Below are 18,580 nucleotides of genomic sequence, written 5' to 3'. Positions count from 1 at the left end.
CCGCAACGATGAAGCAACGGCCTAAACTTATTAACGTTTCTTAGTAACCGGTGTTTTGCCAGCCGTTTTTATTGGTGATGTTATCAATTTCTGCTTGTGGAACAGGATATATACTTCTGAAAGCAGGAATACCCGGAAAAACAAGAGCCATTTGGTTGGTTCTAACAATATCGAACCAGCGATCTGCTTCTAAAGCAAATTCCAAACGACGCTCTAAATAAACTGCTGTTCTAAAATCGGCCTGCGAAGTTAAAGTTGCAGCGGTTTTAATCGTGGCATTTGCATTAGTACGTACAGCATTGAACGCTGTAAAAGCATCTGCATTTCCATAGGCAACTTCATTTAAGGCTTCAGCATACATAAGTAATACATCTGCGCAACGTAAAATGGGAAAATCACCGCTGGTTTCTGTCGAGTTGGAAACCGGACTGTTAAATTTTCCAGGACGCGAGCCAATGTTTGTTGGGGCTACTAATGCCTTTCTGTTATCGGCATTTTCAAATAAGGTTTGAGGAATGCTGATGGTATTGGTGTTGTTGTTATTTCTGTAGCGGTTATCTTGATTTACAGCTTCTTTAACCCCACCAGCTAAATATTGAACAGCAAAAATAATATCCTTGCTTGTTTTTAACCCATTTGGAAATGTAGTGGTTTGTGGCACAGTTGATAAGACGGTACCTGTATAAATAGCGGCTACCATGGGTTGCAAGGTTGAAACAACCAGGTCGTATTTCTTTTGATATAAATATACTTTTGCCAGTAGCGCTGCTGCTGCATAACTGGTTGCTCTTCCATGCTGTGCATCTGGCCAGGTGGTTGGTAATTTTGAAATCGCATCGGTTAAGTCATTAATTACCTGTTGATAAATCTGTACAGAAGCTGCGCGACTGTTGGTCCTTGCCTGATCTGTTGTTTGCACGGATGTTATTAAAGGAACGCTGCCCCATAAGCGGGTTAAATTGAAATAGCTTAAAGCCCTGATGAATTTTGCCTGACCGATAATCTGACCTTTGGTGGTTTCATTCATGCTGATGCCGGGTGCTTTATCCAAAATAATATTGCTGCGGTATATGGCTTTATAATGCCCTTGCCAGGAGGCTGCCAGGATGTTGTTTGCAGGCGTTTCAGAAAATACTTCGATTGAATTTCTTACGCCAGCGCCCGAGCCCGGATCATTATCTGTAACGTTATCGCCACGAATTTCGCCTAAGGTAAGCATGTTATTGCCGTATAAACTATCCGTTTGCAAAGCATCATAGCAACTTACCAAACCACCTTGTAAACCTTTTTCATCTACATAGAAAGTGTTTTCTGTGTACGAATCGAGCGGCTTTGATTCTAAAAACTTTTTGCACGAAGAAACCGTAATAATCAGGCTACACGCTAAGATTGATGTTATATATTTTTTCATCTGATTGTTCTTAATTATAAAGTAATGTTAATACCGATTGATGTTGTTTTTGCCGTTGGGTATACGCCATAATCTTCGCCATTGGTGGTTGCAGCAGATCTGTTGGTAACCTCAGGATTATAACCCGTGTACTTGGTAAACGTAAATGGATTTTGCATGGCTACATAAATTCGGACCTTAGTTAAAGCTATTTTTTTAACCAAATCAGCAGGGAAGGTATAACCTAAAGCAATATTGCGGATGCGCAGGTAAGAGCCATCTTCTATATGCCAGGTTGAAGTTGTTCCGTTACTGCCTTTTGCAACACGGTTTGCTCTAACATCTTGACCGCTTCCGGGATTACTTTCTGATATCCATCGATCTAAAGAGCTAACCATATTGTTCATATTACCTTCTTTATTTGCAAAATATCTACGCGAAAGGTTAAGGATTTTGTTTCCATAAACCCCTTGTAAGGCAACATTTAAATCAACGCCTTTATATTCGGCAGAAGTTGCAAAGCCATAGGTAAATTTAGGCAGGTAATTACCAACAATTTCACGATCTTTTGTTAAATCAATTACGCCATCACCATCCACATCTTTAAATTTGAAATCGCCTGGTTTTGCCGTATTTAAATCAAAATTGCCCTGAGTATCGGTATAATGAGGATATGCATTAACCTCTGCCTGGTTTTTAAACACTCCTAAAACCACAGGTAAATAATAGGAACCAATTGGCTCGCCTACCCGGGTTAAGAAATAAGCATTGGCAACAGATCCGGTTTTTATAATATCGGCGTTACCCGGGCCTAATTCTACTACTTTATTTTTGTTTTTAGAGAAGTTTGCACTGGCGGCCCACTTTACACCACCAAACTGTTGCTGGGTACCCAGGTTAATGTCTATACCTTTATTGTTAACCTTACCTATATTCTTTAATTCTGTGGCAAAGCCTGTTGAAAGTGGCACAGGAACATCCAATAACAAATCTTTCGTATTGCTATTGTACACATCAACCGATAAAGTAAGCTGGTTTTTGAAAAAAGCAGCATCGAAACCAAGGTTTAGTTGTGCCGTTTTCTCCCATCTTAAATCATCATTTGGTTTTGCATAAGAGGCTGCTCCGTTTACCACACTTGGAGAAGAACCACCAAAAACGTAAGCATAATTGGTCATTGCGCCTAAGGAAGCATTATTAGGAATGTTAAAATTACCGGTTAAACCATAACTGGCTCTTAGTTTTAAGTCAGAAACAGCGGTTGAACTTTTAAGGAAATCTTCTTCTGAAACTCTCCAGCCTACTGAGGCAGAAGGGAAATAACCCCATTTAGAGTTTTTGCCAAATCTGGAAGAGCCATCGGCCCTTACCGAACCTGTAAATAAATATTTGCCTTTATAGCTGTATTGTAGCCTTGCAATACCCGATGCCAGCGTCCATTGTTGTCTGGTTCCGGTTCCACTGGTAACAATTCCGGCATTTATATAGCCAACCTGATCGCTGATAAAGCCTTTTGAGGCATAAGCATAAGTACTGCTCAAATCATCTTTTTGGGTAGACCAGCCAACTAAGGCGTTAATGCTGTGCTCACCAATAACTTTTGAATAGTTTACCGTTTGCTCAAGGAGCCAGTTCATTTCTTTTGTTGTTCTTGATGAACCATAAGCATCTGAAGGATCGTTTGTGGCGGTGTTTGATTTCGGGATAATGGAAGGACTGAAAATATCTTCAGAACTGTTAAATATATCGATACCCAATTGGATTTTGTACTTTAAATCTTTAAGGATTGATGCCTCAAGAAAAGTACTTCCAGTTAACCTGTTAGAGCCAACATCATCTTTTTGAAGCATAGCAAGCGCAACAGGATTCCAGGCTTGAGTTTCGCCATTACCACCTATTAGTGCTGGTTGTCCCGGCACCTGAGTTAAAGTACCCGGGCTCCACGAATTTTGCGCAAAACTGTAACTCCCATCGCTATTGTAAACCGGAAAAATAGGCGAGTAGTGAAGCGCAGAAGCAACAATACCTCCGTTAGAATAGGCGCCGTTGGCATTTACCCTTTTTTCTTTAATTACCGATGGAGATAAATTTACACCATACCTAAATACGCCTTTATTTCCTTCTAAATTTAACCTACCGCTATAACGCTTAAAACCACTGTTTAAAATAATACCATCCTGATCAAAATATTCCATAGATGCATAATACTTCATGTTTTCGTCGCCACCTGATGCTGAAATGGAGTGATTTTGAATGGGCGCAGTCCTGAAAATTTCATTCTGCCAGTCGGTATTGGTTAAACCTTGCTGACCTTGCAGATACGGCATTATCTCCAAAGGAATTACGGCACTGGTATTGGCTGCTCCGGCTTTTAATAAACGGGTGCTGTTATTATCATTAAAACTATAGGGTACTACCGGTGAGCCGTTAAAAATATTTTTTCGGTTAATGGCATCCATAGCATCAGCATAGGTGTTATTTCTGGAATCTAAAGTCATTTGCGCATATTGATAGGCATCCATCATATCTATTTTATGCGCAATTGTTTGCCAGCCTTTATAACTGTTAACGTTAATGGTAGCTGTTCCATTTTTACCTTGTTTAGTTGTAATTAACACCACACCATTCGATCCCCTTGAGCCATATATGGCTGCAGAAGAGGCATCTTTTAATACCTCAATTGACGCAATATCATTTGTGTTTAGCGTATTAATATTATCGTTGGAAATGGGTACGCCATCAATAACGTATAAAGGATTTGAACCTGCCGTAATGGTACCAACACCACGTACTTTGATGGATAAGGCACCACCAGGAGTACCCGAGCCTTGAGAAACCTGAACACCAGCCATTTTACCCACCATTGCTTCGGCAGCATTATTAATAGGCTGGTTTTCTAAATCAGCGGCTTTTATGCTGGCAATAGAAGTGGTTACATCTTTCTTTTTCTGGCTGCCATAACCTACAACTACAACATCTGTTAAGGATGAGGCTGCAGGGTTTAACTGGATAAGCAAGGTTGCCTGTTCGCCTGGCTTTAGTATATAATTATCAATGGTTTTAGTGGTGTAACCAATATAAGATGCGCTGATGTTGTAAGGTACATTTGCAGACAGACCGCTAATAATAAACTTACCTTCAGAATTCACCATAATCCCTTTTTTCTCGTTGGTTTTGGTGTTGAGTAAAAGAATGGAAGCCCCCAGCAAGGGTTGCCCGGTTTCATCTTTTACAATCCCGGTAATCTCTGAAGTTTGTGCCCGGGTATTTGCCGCAACTGATAGCAGAAACAGGCAAATGAATAGGTGTGTAGTAAATTTTCTAAGCATAGTATATTTTTTTATTTGGTTGTTTTTTGGCAAAAAGATTCCCTTTCACGCTTTTTCGACGAGTTAAATTCATTGTAATATGGAGTTGGATTTATTTTCTAATCAGGTAACCTTGGGTTGTTTTGATTTGGTTTAGTTTATTTAATTCGGCTATTTCTTCTAATATGGTGTCTATTGATTGCGTTAAATTTAAACTGCCTGTGAATGACATTTCCTGTAAATCAGCTGGGTTATACATTATTTTGACCTTGTAATGCAGCTGTAGCCTTGCAAAAACTTCTACCAATGGTTCCTGATTAAAGTTTAACTCCTTAACACTAACCGCCTGTTTGGTTAACAATTTGGCATTAATAACATTTAGCTTATTGTGCTCACGATTATAAACCAGCTGATTACCTGGCATTAAAATTTTGCTAAAAGGTAATATATGAAGGGAGGAGTCGATATTTTTAACCCACACCTTACCTGTATGGAGCTCGACTTTAATTTCTTTGCTTTTTTCTAATGCAGTAATGGTAAAAGAGGTACCTAAAGCAGTAGTAGATATTCCTTTAGCATAAACTACAAAAGGATGTTTTTTATCTTTTGTAACCTGGAAAAAACTTTTACCATTTAAGTATATTTCTCTTTTACTTTTAATAAAGGGCATGGCATATCTTAATTCCCCACCCGGATATAGCCGTACAGTAGATTGATCTGGTAACGTTAATAACTGGGTCTGCTCTGTATAATTCATAACCGATTTCCAATTAACAGTGCTTTTTTTAGATTGATTTAAAACTATATGCTGAACTAAATCTTCTTTATTTTGACTTTGTTTAATTTTTAAAAAACCAATGCTAAGCATGGTTAAAATAATGGCTGCTGCCGAAACAATTTTTATCCATCTTAATTTAGCAACTTTTGGCATGGTGTGCTTTTTAACCTCGCTGAACATTTCCTCTGTTTTTGCATCATCTAATATTGCATCGGTGCTGTTATCCCATTCCTTTTTACTTAATAAATGCTCCGGTAATTCTTCAACTTCATTTAAATATTTAACCACCAGAAGCTTTTCTTCAGGGTTGCATTGTCCTTTAAAATACTTATCCAATAATTCATCAGATATACTCATACTTACTAATACGATTGAACCGGGCATAAACCCGTAATGGAAAAAAAATAAATTTTAAATTAATTCAGAAAATCCACCAAAAAAATAATGGCAGGCAAATAAGCGTAACCATTTAGTTGTTTCATGGCTAAAGAGATGTGTTTTTCCACTGTACGTGGAGAGATAGAAAGTTGTTCAGAAATTTCCTTATAGCTATAACCGTGTAACCGGCTAAGAAGAAAAACTTTTTTGCGGGTAGGCGGCAAACAGTTTAAAGCAACTTCTAATTGCTGTTTATATTCAAAAACTTCATTTTGCTGGTGCACATTTATTTGTGCCTCCTGATGGTAAACCTGAAGATTACGTTCATCATTGGCTAATTTTTTAAAATAATCAAGCAAGGTGGTTTTGGCAATTTTGAATAGCTGTAAATCTAAAGCATGCGCTTCTGATAAAGTATGTTTAAAACGCCAAAGCTTTATAAAAGCAAGCTGTGTAAGTTCCTGAGCCTGGTCTTCTGATGCCGTTTTCTTAAAAAAATAGGCAAAAACCTTCTTATGCCATAGCTTAAAAACTATTTCAAAAGATACATGATCTCCTTCTTTTATATTTTGGATATAGTTTGACAACTTGGCTCAAAACTATTTGGTTAATGTTAGCTGAAAATAAATATAGGGTTAATTTTATCAATTGTGGAGAATTAAAAAATCAATTGGCTGCGCCCATACAATAAAATGCGGTTAACCTTTATTTAACGCAGCAATCAGGTCGTTTAGGTCGCGCTCAGTATGCCAACTGTTTAAAACAATGCGGTTTATGGGCTCATCGTTTATGCCGGGATAGGGAAAAGATGAAATTAAAATCAGGTTTTTCATCAACCTGTTGGCTAAGTCGGGGTCGTTTAGAAAGAAAACTGGAAAAGCCGGCTCAAATTTCCAGGCTAAATTTAATGCAGCACTAAATAATATTATATTTTTTTGCAGCCTGTTCCAGGCCTTGCGGTATATTTCGCCCGCATGGATAAAAGCATAAAGCCCGGCCGCTGCGGCTGGAGATGCTCCTGAAAACTCATGGGTTTGTTTAAGTTGATTAATAATGTTTGCTGTACTTAACACCAATCCGGCATCTACGCCCAGCCCTTTAGCCATGGAAGCCACAAGGACACAGCAGATGTTTTTTTTTCGTGGAAGATTAGAAAAGGCACTTAAACCATTGTTCACAACCCCAATCCCATGCGAATCGTCTACAATTAACATAATTTCTTTATCCGGACTAACCTCTTGCAGAAAATTAAAATCATAAATTTCTGGAAAAAGATTATTCATAGAATTGCTGATCAATACCCAGTTTTGCTGATCTGAATTATTTATTACCGCCGTTGTTTCTTTTGCCCATTCAGTAAAAAATTTCCCTGTGGGATTTTGATTCTCTAACCACAGTGATGGATGTGAACCGGGTGCGTAAATTACCGTGCCCTTTTTACTAAGCTCCTTCACAACCAGTTGCGCAGCAAGATAACCGCTTGAAGTAATAAGTGCACTTTCCGATCCATACCGTTTGGCTGCGGCATATTCTGCATCTTTATAAATGCCAAGCTGAATGTTGTTATTTCTACTGGTGCCATTATTGAGGCCAAATTTTTTAATACCCTCAATGTATAATTTAATAAATTCCTCGTTTTGCGGAATGCCTAAATATGCGGTGCCTCCAAAGTATGAATAGATTTTTCCTTCAATACTAATTTGATTGGAAAAGGGTTGGTTTATCGCGTTAAATTGTGATTCCATTATTTAGTTATAGCTTCTCCCTAATGTGTCGTTTGCGGCTTTGATAATAGATTTGGCACCGTTGTCATCGTGATAAAACTCCCAAAACATAACCCCATTGCCTACATCTTTTGCAAGTTTAGCTTTTTTCTTTGTTGTTGTAATGCCGTTAAAATAATATTTTACACCGGCAATCGAAGCAGAATCTAAACTGGTATTCGCATTATTGGCAACAAAATCACGATAAGCCTTTGAAGAATTAGATGCATTTTTGCCATAAGCCGGGATTCCTAAAACGGCCTTTTCTTTGGGCATGCCGCGGGTATTGAGCCAATAATTTAAACTAAAAGTAGCCATATCGTAAGATGCATGTTGCAAGGGTTCGTTTTTATCCCAGCCGAGGCCATCATAAACCATAATATTGAAAAAATCGACAAGCGGAAAAACTTCAGTTTTCAGGCCATCGCGAATGCCGCCTGCATATACACCAGGCGTAATGGCCGCGCTTAAAAATTTATGGTATTTGTGCAATGAATCCGATAATTCCTTCATAAGCAAAACATAATTGTCAGCAGAACCATCGGTTGTACTTGGGTACTCCCAGTCCATATCAACCCCGTCTAAATTATTCGTTTTAGCAAAGTTCAAAACATTTTTAACAAAGAGGTTTCTTGCTGCTGCAGAACTGGCCATGGTTACAAAAATACTTTTAGTACCTGATACAGAAATACCCGTTTTAACCCCATTGGCCTTGGCCCTTTGCATCACCACGTTAAAACGTGCAGGTTGTTCTAAGGTGGCTAAAGAACCATCTGGATTTGGATTTAGAAAAGCGTAAAATAAATGTGTTAACATTTTATATTTAGAGATGCTTACACCTTCCGGATCGCGGTAACTTGGAAAGTAGGATACAATTTTAAAACTGTTATCAGAAATGTACGGCGTGGTTGGAACCGCGGTGTCTACAACACTATCTTTTTTACAGGATGTAATAAAAAGGAGGGTAACTGCGCTAAATAAAAGGTAGATTTTTTTCATGGTAAATAATTTAAGTCAAATTACATATGGTTAGGTTTAAAGTATAGATGAAACTTGTGTTTTAAAGAATTCGAATTGTTGCTTTATGGATTTTTTCCAGTAGGCTGAATTGTGAGAACCTGGCTGCGAAATATAAGTAGCATTAATTTTTAAGCTGTCGCATTTTTGCTTCAGGGCATTATTAGATTGATAGAAGAAATCGGAAGAACCACAATCAAAAATGATTTCCTTTTTGCTGCCGCTCAGTTTATCAATGTTTTTAATTACAGAATAATTTAACCACTTATCGCTGTCTTTCTCAGGGTTGCCTAAAAGTTCAGGAACACCGAATTTACCAATGGCATCCAGAAGATTTACACCTCCGCTGGTACTGCCGGCACTTTTAAATTGTTCAGGATGTTTTAAAAAAAGCCATAGTGCGCCATGCCCGCCCATACTTAATCCCGTAATAAATAAGTTGCTGGTATCTACCGCAAAATCTGTTTTTGTTCTTGGTAAAAGCTCATCAAAGAAAAAGCTTTCGTACTGCCAGTCGCTTTTTGCAGGACTGTTTAAATACCAGCTTTTAAATAAGCCATCCGGACAAATTAAAATGTAACCGTATTCATCGGCATATTTTTGAGCGTCCATAATTTTATTCCATTGTTTATAGTTACCGCCGTAGCCATGCAGTAAAATTATCGCTGGAAGTTTATCTTTTTTATTCCACTTTTTTGGTGTAAAAACCCAGGTGGTGTCTGGCTGGGGCAAATTTTTAGAATCGAATATGATTTGCTTTTGTGCAAAGCCTGAGCAGCAAAAAAATAGAGATAGTACAGTTAAAAATACTTTCATATCAGTTAAAAGTTATCGTGTATGTAAGTCATTATTCTCACCATTTCTTTCTTAACATCAGCAGTTGGCAGCACGAAATTGTTGTTCATGAAAGAATAAATATAAGTTTTTCCTTTTTTAGTAACCACGTAACCGCTTTGATTGTGGATTCCGGTTAATGATCCTGTTTTAGCAAACACAAAGGGGTTGTTTGTTTTTGGGTAGGCATATTTCAGTGTTCCGCTTTGCCCCCCTGCCGGAAGCATGGAAAATAGCTTTTGCTTGTCATTCACCTCGCTGTAAATTAAATCTAAAACCTTAACCATATCCCTTGGCGTAAATAAATTCATTCGGGATAAACCAGATCCATCCACCCACCGAGGTTTATCAGGCAAAGAAGAAAGATAATTTTTAAGCACATAATCAATCGCTTTTTCCGTACTCAATGTATCACTAATCTGGCCTGAACAAACCAATAACAATTGTTCTGCAATAAAATTATCACTTGGCTGCAGCATATGTCTTAATACCGAGTCTCGGTTGGCGCTGTAAATGGTTTTAACCTGTTTCGGGATTTTCATATCCGTTAAAGCAACCGTTTTGTGTAAAGTATCGGCCAATATTGCCAGCGTGGTTCCTGTACTTAATTTAAATGGAATTTGCTGGTTATAATTTACTTTTGGAGTGGTTAAACTGTAAATAAATTTATTTTCATTAAAATCTCTTTTTACAAAAAAATCACCGGTCGTTTTAGTACTATCTGCAGTAAAACAACTCCAAAAATTTTTAGGAGAAACTGAAAATTTTCCATTTGCCATTCCTTTTATCCAAACGGTATTGTCTAAAATAGGGAGTTCATTAATTTCTGCCTGGTAATAATCGTTATAATCATCCCACGACCAGCCACTGCCATAAAAGTTGCCTGAATATCGCCCGGGGGCAAAAAATAGATTTTTATTGGTTGCAGAAAGGAAATTGTAAACGGTTTTATCCTTTAACTCCGTTTGAAGAAAAGATGGATCACCAGTTCCCCAGAAAATTAAAGAATCGCCCTTTTCAATGTATTTTAAGGCCGGAATGGAATCCGGAATCATTTTTAAACTGGCATAGAAGGTATATAATTTAGCATTGGATGCGGGTGTGAAGTATTGATCAGCATCTTTTTGAAAAAGCATTTTTTTATGCTCCAGGTTGTATAAGGCAAAACCAACATTATATTGTTTAATTACCCTTGAGTTTTTAAATTCACGGGCCACTTTATTGGAAATCATTTTATCAGCCGAACAGCTGCAGAGTAGGGAAACGGATATAAAAAAAGCACTTAATAGAATTCTTGACCGTATGGCTTGAAGCATGTTTTGTGGATGTAGGTGATAATACAAACTAAATTATTAAATTTAATTTAATGTTAACCAAATATATGCTGATTGCCCTCTTTACCTCCCGTAAATTAATACTTTGCGTCGGCTTATTTTTATTCTTTTTTTCAAATACACAAGCCCAGGATTTTAGTTTTCCGAAGAACAGGACAAGAGAATCATTAAGTTTTAAATCCATCAAAAACCTGATTGTAATCCCACTTTTTATTAACGGAAAAGGACCCTATAACTTTGTTCTGGATACGGGTGTAGGGCCAATGATTATTACGGACCCAACCATCTTGGATTCTTTAAATTTTGCATCTATGCGCAAAATAAAAGTTTCGGGTTTGGGGGTAGAAACCGTAGAGGCTTATGTTTCTCAAAGTATCAACGCTAAAATAGGCAATGCCACAGTTTCCAGGATTCCAACGGCAATTTTAAAAGAAGATCTTTTTAATTTATCAGGCCATTTAGGGTTAAAGGTATACGGGATAATCGGTTTTAGCTTTTTTAATAGTTTTGTAGTTGACATCAGGTATAGCGAAAGTAGGATTATTTTTTACGATCCGGATGCGAAAATTAAGTATCGCGGCAATAAAATACCCATAGAAATAGAGAGTCAGAAACCATATGTAATGGCCGCTGTAGATTTACCCACCGGGAAAGTGAATGCCAGGTTTTTAATGGATACCGGGGCAAGCCATGCCTTATCAATGGAAATGCTGAATGGCGGAGAATTTCCTTTACCGGCAAAAAAAATAAAAGCCAATTTAGGAATGACTTTAAGCGGCCAGATTAAAGGTTACGTTGGCCGGATAAAAGAGTTTTACCTCGGAAATTATAAATTTAAGAATGTTATTGCCGGTTTTCCTGATTTCCAATCCATTTCTCAAAAAATAGATTTAAGTAGTCGGAACGGCAACCTTGGGGCTGATGTGTTACGTAAATTCGACATTCAGTTTAATTACCAGGAAAAATTTATCTGTATTAAACCCAATAGCTATAGCAAACAACCTTTTGAGCATGATATGGCTGGCATGGTGGTTTACCTTGACCAGAAAGAGTATAAAAGAGTTCTTATTGGCGATATAGACGAAAATTCGCCGGCAGAACGCTCCGGGTTATGCCCAGACGATGAAATTTTAAGCTTAAATTTCAGGCCAATGGATCAATATAGCTTAAACGAATTAACGGAACTTTTTAAATCAAAAACAGACCGCAATTTAATTCTGGAAATCTATAGGGACGGTAAGATTTTCTATAAAGTACTTAAGCTGGAGCAACGAATATAAAAGCAGTTTGTATAAAAGAACAGGTATTCTGTGATTGAGCACCTGGCTCGGAATGGCCTCAAAAATCGCCGCGTAATTTTCTGGTTACAAAAAACAAATCCCTGTAACAAGCATTTACCTTTATTCTCTTATTACCAAGCAAAATAAACCATTTTAAGCACATATGAATAAAAAACTTAAAGTACTTGCAGTAGCAGGTATTGTGGCCTTTGGTATGGTCGGTACCAACGCGGCAAACGCTCAAAAAAAATCAAAAAGCCAATCGGGTAAAACCCCTGTTGCAACTCCGGCCGCAGCTCCTCCGGCAGCAAAAAAAGAAGGTATAAAACCTTATTCTGAAGTTATTACGGCAAAAGCCAGAACAACAAATGGTTTATTTAAAACCCATAAGGTGGATGATAAATGGTATTTTGAAATTCCGGATTCGATGTTGAACCGTGAAATGCTTGTGGTAACCCGTTTGGCAAAATCGCCTGTTGGTGTTAAGGTAGGCAACCAGCAATATGGTGGCGAGGAATTAAACGAGCAAGTTTGGAAATGGGAGCGCAGAGGTAAACAAGTATATATTCGCGTACCAAGTTACGCTACAAAAGCGGATGCAAATAGCGATATGTACCAATCGGTACAGAATTCAAACTTAGCGCAAATTTTGGCAAGCTTTGAAATTAAATCGTATAATAAAGACACTACGGGTGTTGTAATTGATGTTACTGATTTTTATAATGGAGACATTATGGCTATTGGTGCAACTGATGCCATCCGTAAAGCCTATAAAATTACGGTTTATGATGCAACCCGTTCTTATATTGATACAGTAAAAACGTTTCCGATTAACATAGAAGTAAAAACAGCAAAAACATATCGTGCGGCAGAGTCTCCAACAGATAATAGCAACGCTGCTGTAACTTTTGAGTTTAGTACCTCTATGCTTTTGCTGCCAAAAGTGCCTGTAAAAGCAAGGATTATGGATAACCGCGTAGGTTATTTTGGCCAGTCACAAATTGATTATGGAAGCGATGCTCAAAAAGCAGAACGTACTGCATACATCCACAGGTGGAATTTAGTTCCGAAGGATACCAACGCTTACAAACGCGGCGAATTGGTTGAACCTGTTAAGCCAATTGTAATTTATATTGATCCGGCAACGCCAAAAAAATGGGTTCCATATTTAATTCAGGGTATTAATGATTGGCAGGTAGCTTTTGAAGCTGCCGGATTCAAAAATGCCATTATTGGAAAAGAAGCACCTACATTACAACAAGATCCTGAATTTAGTGTAGAAGATTCAAGATATTCTGTTGTTCGTTATTTTGCTTCTGATATTGCAAATGCTTATGGTCCTCATGTAAGCGATCCACGTACCGGACAGATTTTAGAAACTCATATTGGCTGGTACCATAACGTAATGAATTTATTGCGCAACTGGTATTTTGTGCAAACAGCAGCCGTTAATCCTGAGGTACGTAAAGCTAAATTTAGCGATGCGCAAATGGGAGAGCTGATTCGTTTTGTTTCTTCACACGAGATAGGGCACACGCTGGGTTTGCCACACAACTTTGGTTCAAGCTACGCTTACCCGGTTGATTCTTTACGTTCAAAAGCATTTACCGATAAACATGGTACCGCCCCTTCCATTATGGATTATGCACGTTTTAACTACATTGCACAACCAGGCGATGGCGTAACTAAATTGCATCCTCAAATAGGCGAATACGATAAATGGTCTATTAAATGGGGTTATTCCTGGTTGCCGGGTAACCACACGGCCGAACAGGAAAGAGAAATCTTAAATCAGTGGGTACTTAAAAACGCAGGCAATCCACTTTATTTTTATGGTCGCCAGGGTACTACTTTAGATCCGCGCCTGCAAAGTGAAGATTTGGGCGATAACGCCATGAAAGCCAGTAATTATGGTATTGCAAACTTAAAACGCATTCTTCCTAACGTGGAGAAATGGACTTTCCAGAAAGGAAAAGATTACAGCGATTTAAAAGAAATTTATACCGAAATTATTGGACAATACAATCGTTATATGGGACATGTATTAACCAATGTTGGCGGCATGAGTGAGAACTTTAAAACTTACGATCAATCAGGCGCCGTTTATGCATATTTACCAAAAGCAAAACAAAAAGAAGCGGTTGCTTTCTTCGGTCAGCAATTGTTTACTACGCCGCTTTGGTTAATTAACAACGATCAGTTGGGCAAATTTGATAATGGTACTTTGTTAAACCGAATTAAAGCGGTTCAGGCAAATACTTTGGTTAATATTTTATCCGCACCACGTATCGCGCGTTTATTAGATAACGAAACTAAAAATGGAACCGCTAAAGCATATACTTTACCAGAATTATTTACGGATTTAAATACTTCGGTTTTTGCTGCTGGCAGGGCTGATGCTTTTAAACGCAATTTGCAACGTGCTTATGTAGACCGTTTGGGTTATTTAATGACTAACGATGCTGATCTTCCTCCGGGTTTTCCTGTAGAGGCTGCTGCTAATTATGGTTTAACCCCCATTAATGTAAGCTTATCAGATATCAGGCCATTGGTTAGGGCTGAGCTTAAAACTTTATTGGCGACTACAAAGGCAAGATCGGCTGCTGGCGATGCCGTAAGTAAAGCACATTATGATGATTTAAATGTTAGGATTAAAAACATTTTAGATCCTAAAAAGTAAAATCCCTGTGATTTTAGATAGAAAACGGAGCAGCCTTAATTGACTGCTCCGTTTTTTTTTACCTTTAGATTAAAGAACATGCCATGATTAAAAAAATCTTATTCTTTACCCTATTTTTTGCGGTTAACTTAATGTGTTTTGCGCAAAGTTCAGATTCTTTATTAATTGTAAAAACCAAATGGCAAAGAACAAGAATCGCAAAAAAAGTTTTAATGTTTGGTCATCATTTTAAGGATAAAAACCTATTTGGTGCAAATGAAAACATTTCTTTTGTAGAAGTAAAAAATACAGGAAGGAAGGCGCTTTTTGCGTTGGGTGCCGAAGAAAAGGAATTGGTAACAACCCGCAATTTTGGACTAAGGGATACGGCCATTGTAGCCATAAATGGTAATTTCTTTGATGTGAAAAATGGTGGCTCAGTTGATTTTGTTAAAGTAAAAGGGGAAATAATTAATCAAAATCGGTTAGAAAAAAATGGAAGCCGTGCACGCCATCAACAAGCTGCTGTGGTAATTGAAAAAGGCAAATTGGCAATAAAAAAGTGGGATGGAACAACAGATTGGGAGAATAGATTAACGGAAGAAAATGTTCTGCTAAATGGCCCTTTGCTCTTTTTTAATGGAATTAAAGAAGATTTAGATACCGCTGCGTTTAACCGGTTACGTCATCCGCGAACATGCGTAGGTTTAAAGCCAAATGGGCGGGTGATTTTATTAACTGTTGATGGACGTAACGATAATTCTGCCGGCATGAGCCTGTTTGAATTGAGGAAACTGATGCAATGGCTGGGTTGTACAAGCGCTGTAAATTTTGATGGGGGAGGCTCTACAACTTTATGGATTAATGGCAAGGGAGTAATTAACCATCCTACAGATAATAAAAAGTGGGATCATGAGGGCGAAAGGAAAGTGGCGAACGTAATACTGGTTAAGAAGAAATAATTAATTTAGCGGAAAATTTAATTTACGACGTTATACCTGTATGATAAGAAATTTGTGTCTTTGTTTGGCATTGTTTGGTGTATTGGCCTGCAATAACAAAACAAAATCTACCGATGCTACTTTAAGAGACTTTACTTTTGCCCCCGTTAAAGGAATCAGATATGAAGAAGTAAAGCGCCGTTTTAGTGATGGTCTTTCTTTTAATAAAGATGGCTTTATGCAAAAGCCATCCTGGATTATTGAAGTAGCGGCAGAAGATACAATGATGGCCTGGAGTCCTCAAAAACAAATTATGCAAAAATTTTACCTGCAATATGATCATGGTAATGTGTACAATTTTGCTGAAGAATTTTTTAAGGTAAAACACATCAGTAAAGATAGTTTGGTTTTTCAACGGGTTCAGGTTGATGGTAAGGTAATTGCTGCCGACATCAGGTCGGATGTGAACATGACTTTTTATGCACAGCGATACATTAAAGATAAATTGAAAATTCCTGCAGAAAAATTACAGCAAACGACTAAAGCAGATACTGTATATATCCGGAAACTTGCATCAAAAACCAATTTAAACAGTGATAGTGCTTTTGCTGCAACCAGCCCGGTACAGTTTGTGCCAAAAAGCAAAATTGTTACGGTAGAAAAGTTAAGTACGGTTGATAAATTGCTAAAACGTACTGCAGCTTATGATTATATGTACCCACAATATAAAATTGTAATCAACCGGGCCTATAAAGATTTCGCTTACCAATGTTCGGCTGTGGTTGATGCTCATGGAACCATACGGGTACAGAACGTTTACGGGGTACTGCCAGAAGATATGGAGCCCAGAAAAAAGGTAATCCAGGGTGTTGCAGATATTTACCTGAGGAACCTTTTTACCGTTATTCCCGGAACCACATTAGGCATAGCGCACAATAGCGAAATTACGTTAAATATTGTAGGTAAAGCGATTAAAAAGTAGCAGTAACCCGCTGTTTACAAAGTATTAACGTTAAAATAATGTTAAAAAATATTTTGATTTTAAAATATAAAAGTTACCTTGCACACTTAATTTTTAATATTTAATACAATGCAAGAAGGCACAGTAAAATTCTTCAATGTAACTAAAGGTTTTGGCTTTATTATCCCTGCGAATGGCGATAGCGAAATTTTTGTTCATTCAACAGGTCTTATCGACGAAATCCGTGAAAACGACAAAGTACAGTACGAAGTTGCTAACGGTAAAAAAGGCTTAAACGCCGTTAATGTGAAAGTAATTTAATTTATTATCATATTTACAGAAAAGGGCTGCTCTCGCAAGAAAGCAGCCCTTTTTTATCTCGGTTTCAATCACCTCAACCGTTTTATAGCCCTCGCAATAATTGTTTTTGCTGGCTACCAGTTTTAATATTTTAACTCAGTTTATCTGCAGATTTTCTTCGCAACATATAGTCTAAAAAAACTAAACCAATAATTAAATCAGCAAATAAGAAGATGTAAATCGCTGTGGAATTCAGGAACTGATCAATTTTTAAATCAACTTTAAAGTTAAAATCCAGGTCCTTAAAACTAAAGGTAGAATTGTATAAAATGTAGCCAAACAGAACAAGAAGGGCTAAACCAAAAAAGCCGGCAATGCTATAAATAATCCTTTGATCAACTTTTGTTTTTAAAGTTACCGGCGCCGGGAGTATGGCTATATCTTCCATCACATTTCTGGTAAATGACATAGAAGGTTCATCCAGTTCTATTTCAGAAAAAGTGAGGTTAAGTTTCACCAATTCACTATACAGCAATTGCACAGAAGGATCTGATTCAATTTTTTTCCGGATGCTTTTCACCTGGTCTTCATTGAGGTTTCCGTCAATGTAATCCCAAAGTTCTTGTTCTATCATATTCATAGTAACTCCTTTACTTCATCTTTTAGCAAATATTGCAATTTCTCTTTAAGTCTTTGCCTTGCCCTGTGTAATTTTACTTTAATGGTATTTGGTTCCATGTTTAATGCCTGGCCTATTTCTTCCAGGCTTTGTTCGCCTTTGTAAAATAACGATATAATAACAACATCATCTGGCAAAAGCATATTAATTGCTTCATTCAAAAAAGCATGGCTGTTTTGTTGTTCGTAAACATTGGCATTAAAAGCCGAGCTATGGTTTTCTAATTGTATAAACGTTTCCTCATCACTTATGGAGGTGGTATCTAAACGCTTTTTTCTTAAAAAAGTCATAGCAGTTGTATACGTAATGGTGTACAACCAGGTACTAAATTTTGAAGTTTGCTTAAAGGTGCCCAAAGCTTTATAAGCTTTAACGAAACAATCTTGTGCAATTTCTTCGGCATCCTCCCGGTTTTTGGCAAACCTTAAAGCCAGGGTAAATACAAAACGCTGATGCTGTTTTACCAGCAAAGCATATTGCCCGGTATCACCGTTCAATATATTTTGTATCAACTCTAAATCAGTAAATTTTTGCACCATGCTTAACCATAAGACAACAAGAAGGGCAAACAGGTTACAGCATTATGTTAATGAGAGGCAAAAAACTTTAAACCAGCTATAGAAGCAATAAGTGTGCAGATGAAAAATATGCGCCAAAAGGTGGCCGGTTCATTAAAATAAACAATGCCAATAATTACTGTTCCAACGGCCCCAATACCTGTCCAAACTGCATATGCAGTACCCATTGGCAAAGTTTGCGCCGCCTTATTAAGTAAAAGAAAGCTTAAACTAATGGCAATAAAAAAGCCAATGCTCCATTTTAAATTGGTAAAATTGTTTGATAGCTTTAAACAAGTTGTAAAACCAACTTCAAATAAGCCTGCGATAATTAATATAATCCAGTTCATGTTTCTATAATTTGATGCAAAGGTAGGCCCGGCCGGCTGCATTAAATTTTA

At 37.5% G+C, this 18,580-nt stretch carries 16 protein-coding genes; 5 read left to right on the top strand and 11 right to left on the bottom strand.

All coding sequences use genetic code 11. The features are described from left to right. Positions 1-40: 40 nt before the first annotated feature. From R2Q77_RS03650 to R2Q77_RS03615, 8 genes are all read right to left on the bottom strand, one after another. Positions 41-1,411 (bottom strand): RagB/SusD family nutrient uptake outer membrane protein, encoded by a 1,371-nt coding sequence (locus R2Q77_RS03650; protein ID WP_316802345.1) that lies wholly within the window; start codon positions 1,409-1,411, stop codon positions 41-43. Between the two features lie 14 nt (positions 1,412-1,425). Then, entirely contained in the window at positions 1,426-4,719 is a 3,294-nt protein-coding gene (locus tag R2Q77_RS03645) for a TonB-dependent receptor (RefSeq protein WP_316802344.1), read from the bottom strand. 91 nt (positions 4,720-4,810) lie between these two features. Next, positions 4,811-5,833 carry a FecR family protein gene (locus R2Q77_RS03640; protein WP_316802343.1) on the bottom strand — a complete coding sequence of 341 codons (1,023 nt, stop codon included), beginning with the start codon at positions 5,831-5,833 and terminating at the stop codon, positions 4,811-4,813. Between the two features lie 59 nt (positions 5,834-5,892). Next, complete coding sequence (locus tag R2Q77_RS03635) at positions 5,893-6,441, bottom strand: RNA polymerase sigma factor (protein WP_316802342.1); 549 nt, start codon at positions 6,439-6,441, stop codon at positions 5,893-5,895. A 111-nt stretch (positions 6,442-6,552) separates the two neighbouring features. Beyond that, on the bottom strand, positions 6,553-7,599 hold the full coding sequence (locus tag R2Q77_RS03630) for an aminotransferase class I/II-fold pyridoxal phosphate-dependent enzyme (protein ID WP_316802341.1): 1,047 nt from the start codon (positions 7,597-7,599) through the stop codon (positions 6,553-6,555). A gap of 3 nt (positions 7,600-7,602) precedes the next feature. After that, a complete protein-coding gene (locus R2Q77_RS03625) occupies positions 7,603-8,616 on the bottom strand; it encodes a glycosyl hydrolase family 18 protein (RefSeq protein WP_316802340.1) in 1,014 nt (337 codons plus the stop codon). Positions 8,617-8,652: 36 nt separating this feature from the next. Then, positions 8,653-9,450, bottom strand: a complete 798-nt coding sequence (locus R2Q77_RS03620; RefSeq protein WP_316802339.1) for an alpha/beta hydrolase family protein — start codon at positions 9,448-9,450, stop codon at positions 8,653-8,655. 5 nt (positions 9,451-9,455) lie between these two features. After that, a complete protein-coding gene (locus R2Q77_RS03615; protein ID WP_316802338.1) occupies positions 9,456-10,784 on the bottom strand; it encodes a D-alanyl-D-alanine carboxypeptidase/D-alanyl-D-alanine-endopeptidase in 1,329 nt (442 codons plus the stop codon). 50 nt (positions 10,785-10,834) lie between these two features. Here R2Q77_RS03615 and R2Q77_RS03610 point away from each other — a divergent pair, with 50 nt between their 5' ends. The 5 genes from R2Q77_RS03610 to R2Q77_RS03590 all read left to right on the top strand — a co-directional run bounded on the left by R2Q77_RS03610 (position 10,835) and on the right by R2Q77_RS03590 (position 16,964). Beyond that, positions 10,835-12,082 (top strand): aspartyl protease family protein, encoded by a 1,248-nt coding sequence (locus R2Q77_RS03610; RefSeq protein ID WP_316802337.1) that lies wholly within the window; start codon positions 10,835-10,837, stop codon positions 12,080-12,082. A gap of 163 nt (positions 12,083-12,245) precedes the next feature. Beyond that, positions 12,246-14,762 (top strand): zinc-dependent metalloprotease, encoded by a 2,517-nt coding sequence (locus tag R2Q77_RS03605; protein ID WP_316802336.1) that lies wholly within the window; start codon positions 12,246-12,248, stop codon positions 14,760-14,762. 83 nt (positions 14,763-14,845) lie between these two features. Further along, positions 14,846-15,703, top strand: a complete 858-nt coding sequence (locus R2Q77_RS03600) for a phosphodiester glycosidase family protein (protein WP_316802335.1) — start codon at positions 14,846-14,848, stop codon at positions 15,701-15,703. Between the two features lie 40 nt (positions 15,704-15,743). Next, positions 15,744-16,664, top strand: coding sequence for a hypothetical protein (locus R2Q77_RS03595; protein WP_316802334.1), 921 nt, complete (start codon positions 15,744-15,746; stop codon positions 16,662-16,664). 108 nt (positions 16,665-16,772) lie between these two features. Beyond that, on the top strand, positions 16,773-16,964 hold the full coding sequence (locus tag R2Q77_RS03590) for a cold-shock protein (RefSeq protein WP_010599196.1): 192 nt from the start codon (positions 16,773-16,775) through the stop codon (positions 16,962-16,964). Positions 16,965-17,094: 130 nt separating this feature from the next. Here the strand turns inward: R2Q77_RS03590 and R2Q77_RS03585 are convergent, their stop codons facing one another. From R2Q77_RS03585 to R2Q77_RS03575, 3 genes are read right to left on the bottom strand one after another with little or no spacing between them, the layout of a single operon-like run. Then, positions 17,095-17,583, bottom strand: coding sequence for a hypothetical protein (locus tag R2Q77_RS03585; RefSeq protein WP_316802333.1), 489 nt, complete (start codon positions 17,581-17,583; stop codon positions 17,095-17,097). Then, complete coding sequence (locus R2Q77_RS03580) at positions 17,580-18,161, bottom strand: RNA polymerase sigma factor (RefSeq protein ID WP_316802332.1); 582 nt, start codon at positions 18,159-18,161, stop codon at positions 17,580-17,582. The genes R2Q77_RS03585 and R2Q77_RS03580 overlap by 4 nt, the downstream gene beginning before the upstream one ends. A 47-nt stretch (positions 18,162-18,208) precedes the next feature. After that, on the bottom strand, positions 18,209-18,529 hold the full coding sequence (locus R2Q77_RS03575) for a multidrug efflux SMR transporter (protein ID WP_316802331.1): 321 nt from the start codon (positions 18,527-18,529) through the stop codon (positions 18,209-18,211). Positions 18,530-18,580: the final 51 nt, after the last annotated feature.

The sequence above is a fragment of the Pedobacter nototheniae genome, assembly GCF_032678625.1.
GTDB lineage: Bacteria > Bacteroidota > Bacteroidia > Sphingobacteriales > Sphingobacteriaceae > Pedobacter > Pedobacter nototheniae_A.
Note: the sequence above shows the minus strand (reverse complement) of the source record. Positions and strands in the feature narration are given on the sequence as shown.

Bases quoted from the DNA above. Each gene is read 5' to 3' on its own strand.
- R2Q77_RS03620 (WP_316802339.1), bottom strand. From the start codon at position 9,450: ATGAAAGTATTTTTAACTGTACTATCTCTATTTTTTTGCTGCTCAGGC.
- R2Q77_RS03615 (WP_316802338.1), bottom strand. From the start codon at position 10,784: ATGCTTCAAGCCATACGGTCAAGAATTCTATTAAGTGCTTTTTTTATA.
- R2Q77_RS03630 (WP_316802341.1), bottom strand. From the start codon at position 7,599: ATGGAATCACAATTTAACGCGATAAACCAACCCTTTTCCAATCAAATT.
- R2Q77_RS03590 (WP_010599196.1), top strand. From the start codon at position 16,773: ATGCAAGAAGGCACAGTAAAATTCTTCAATGTAACTAAAGGTTTTGGC.
- R2Q77_RS03605 (WP_316802336.1), top strand. From the start codon at position 12,246: ATGAATAAAAAACTTAAAGTACTTGCAGTAGCAGGTATTGTGGCCTTT.
- R2Q77_RS03585 (WP_316802333.1), bottom strand. From the start codon at position 17,583: ATGAATATGATAGAACAAGAACTTTGGGATTACATTGACGGAAACCTC.
- R2Q77_RS03600 (WP_316802335.1), top strand. From the start codon at position 14,846: ATGATTAAAAAAATCTTATTCTTTACCCTATTTTTTGCGGTTAACTTA.
- R2Q77_RS03575 (WP_316802331.1), bottom strand. From the start codon at position 18,529: ATGAACTGGATTATATTAATTATCGCAGGCTTATTTGAAGTTGGTTTT.
- R2Q77_RS03640 (WP_316802343.1), bottom strand. From the start codon at position 5,833: ATGAGTATATCTGATGAATTATTGGATAAGTATTTTAAAGGACAATGC.
- R2Q77_RS03645 (WP_316802344.1), bottom strand. From the start codon at position 4,719: ATGCTTAGAAAATTTACTACACACCTATTCATTTGCCTGTTTCTGCTA.
- R2Q77_RS03595 (WP_316802334.1), top strand. From the start codon at position 15,744: ATGATAAGAAATTTGTGTCTTTGTTTGGCATTGTTTGGTGTATTGGCC.
- R2Q77_RS03650 (WP_316802345.1), bottom strand. From the start codon at position 1,411: ATGAAAAAATATATAACATCAATCTTAGCGTGTAGCCTGATTATTACG.
- R2Q77_RS03625 (WP_316802340.1), bottom strand. From the start codon at position 8,616: ATGAAAAAAATCTACCTTTTATTTAGCGCAGTTACCCTCCTTTTTATT.
- R2Q77_RS03610 (WP_316802337.1), top strand. From the start codon at position 10,835: ATGTTAACCAAATATATGCTGATTGCCCTCTTTACCTCCCGTAAATTA.
- R2Q77_RS03580 (WP_316802332.1), bottom strand. From the start codon at position 18,161: ATGGTGCAAAAATTTACTGATTTAGAGTTGATACAAAATATATTGAAC.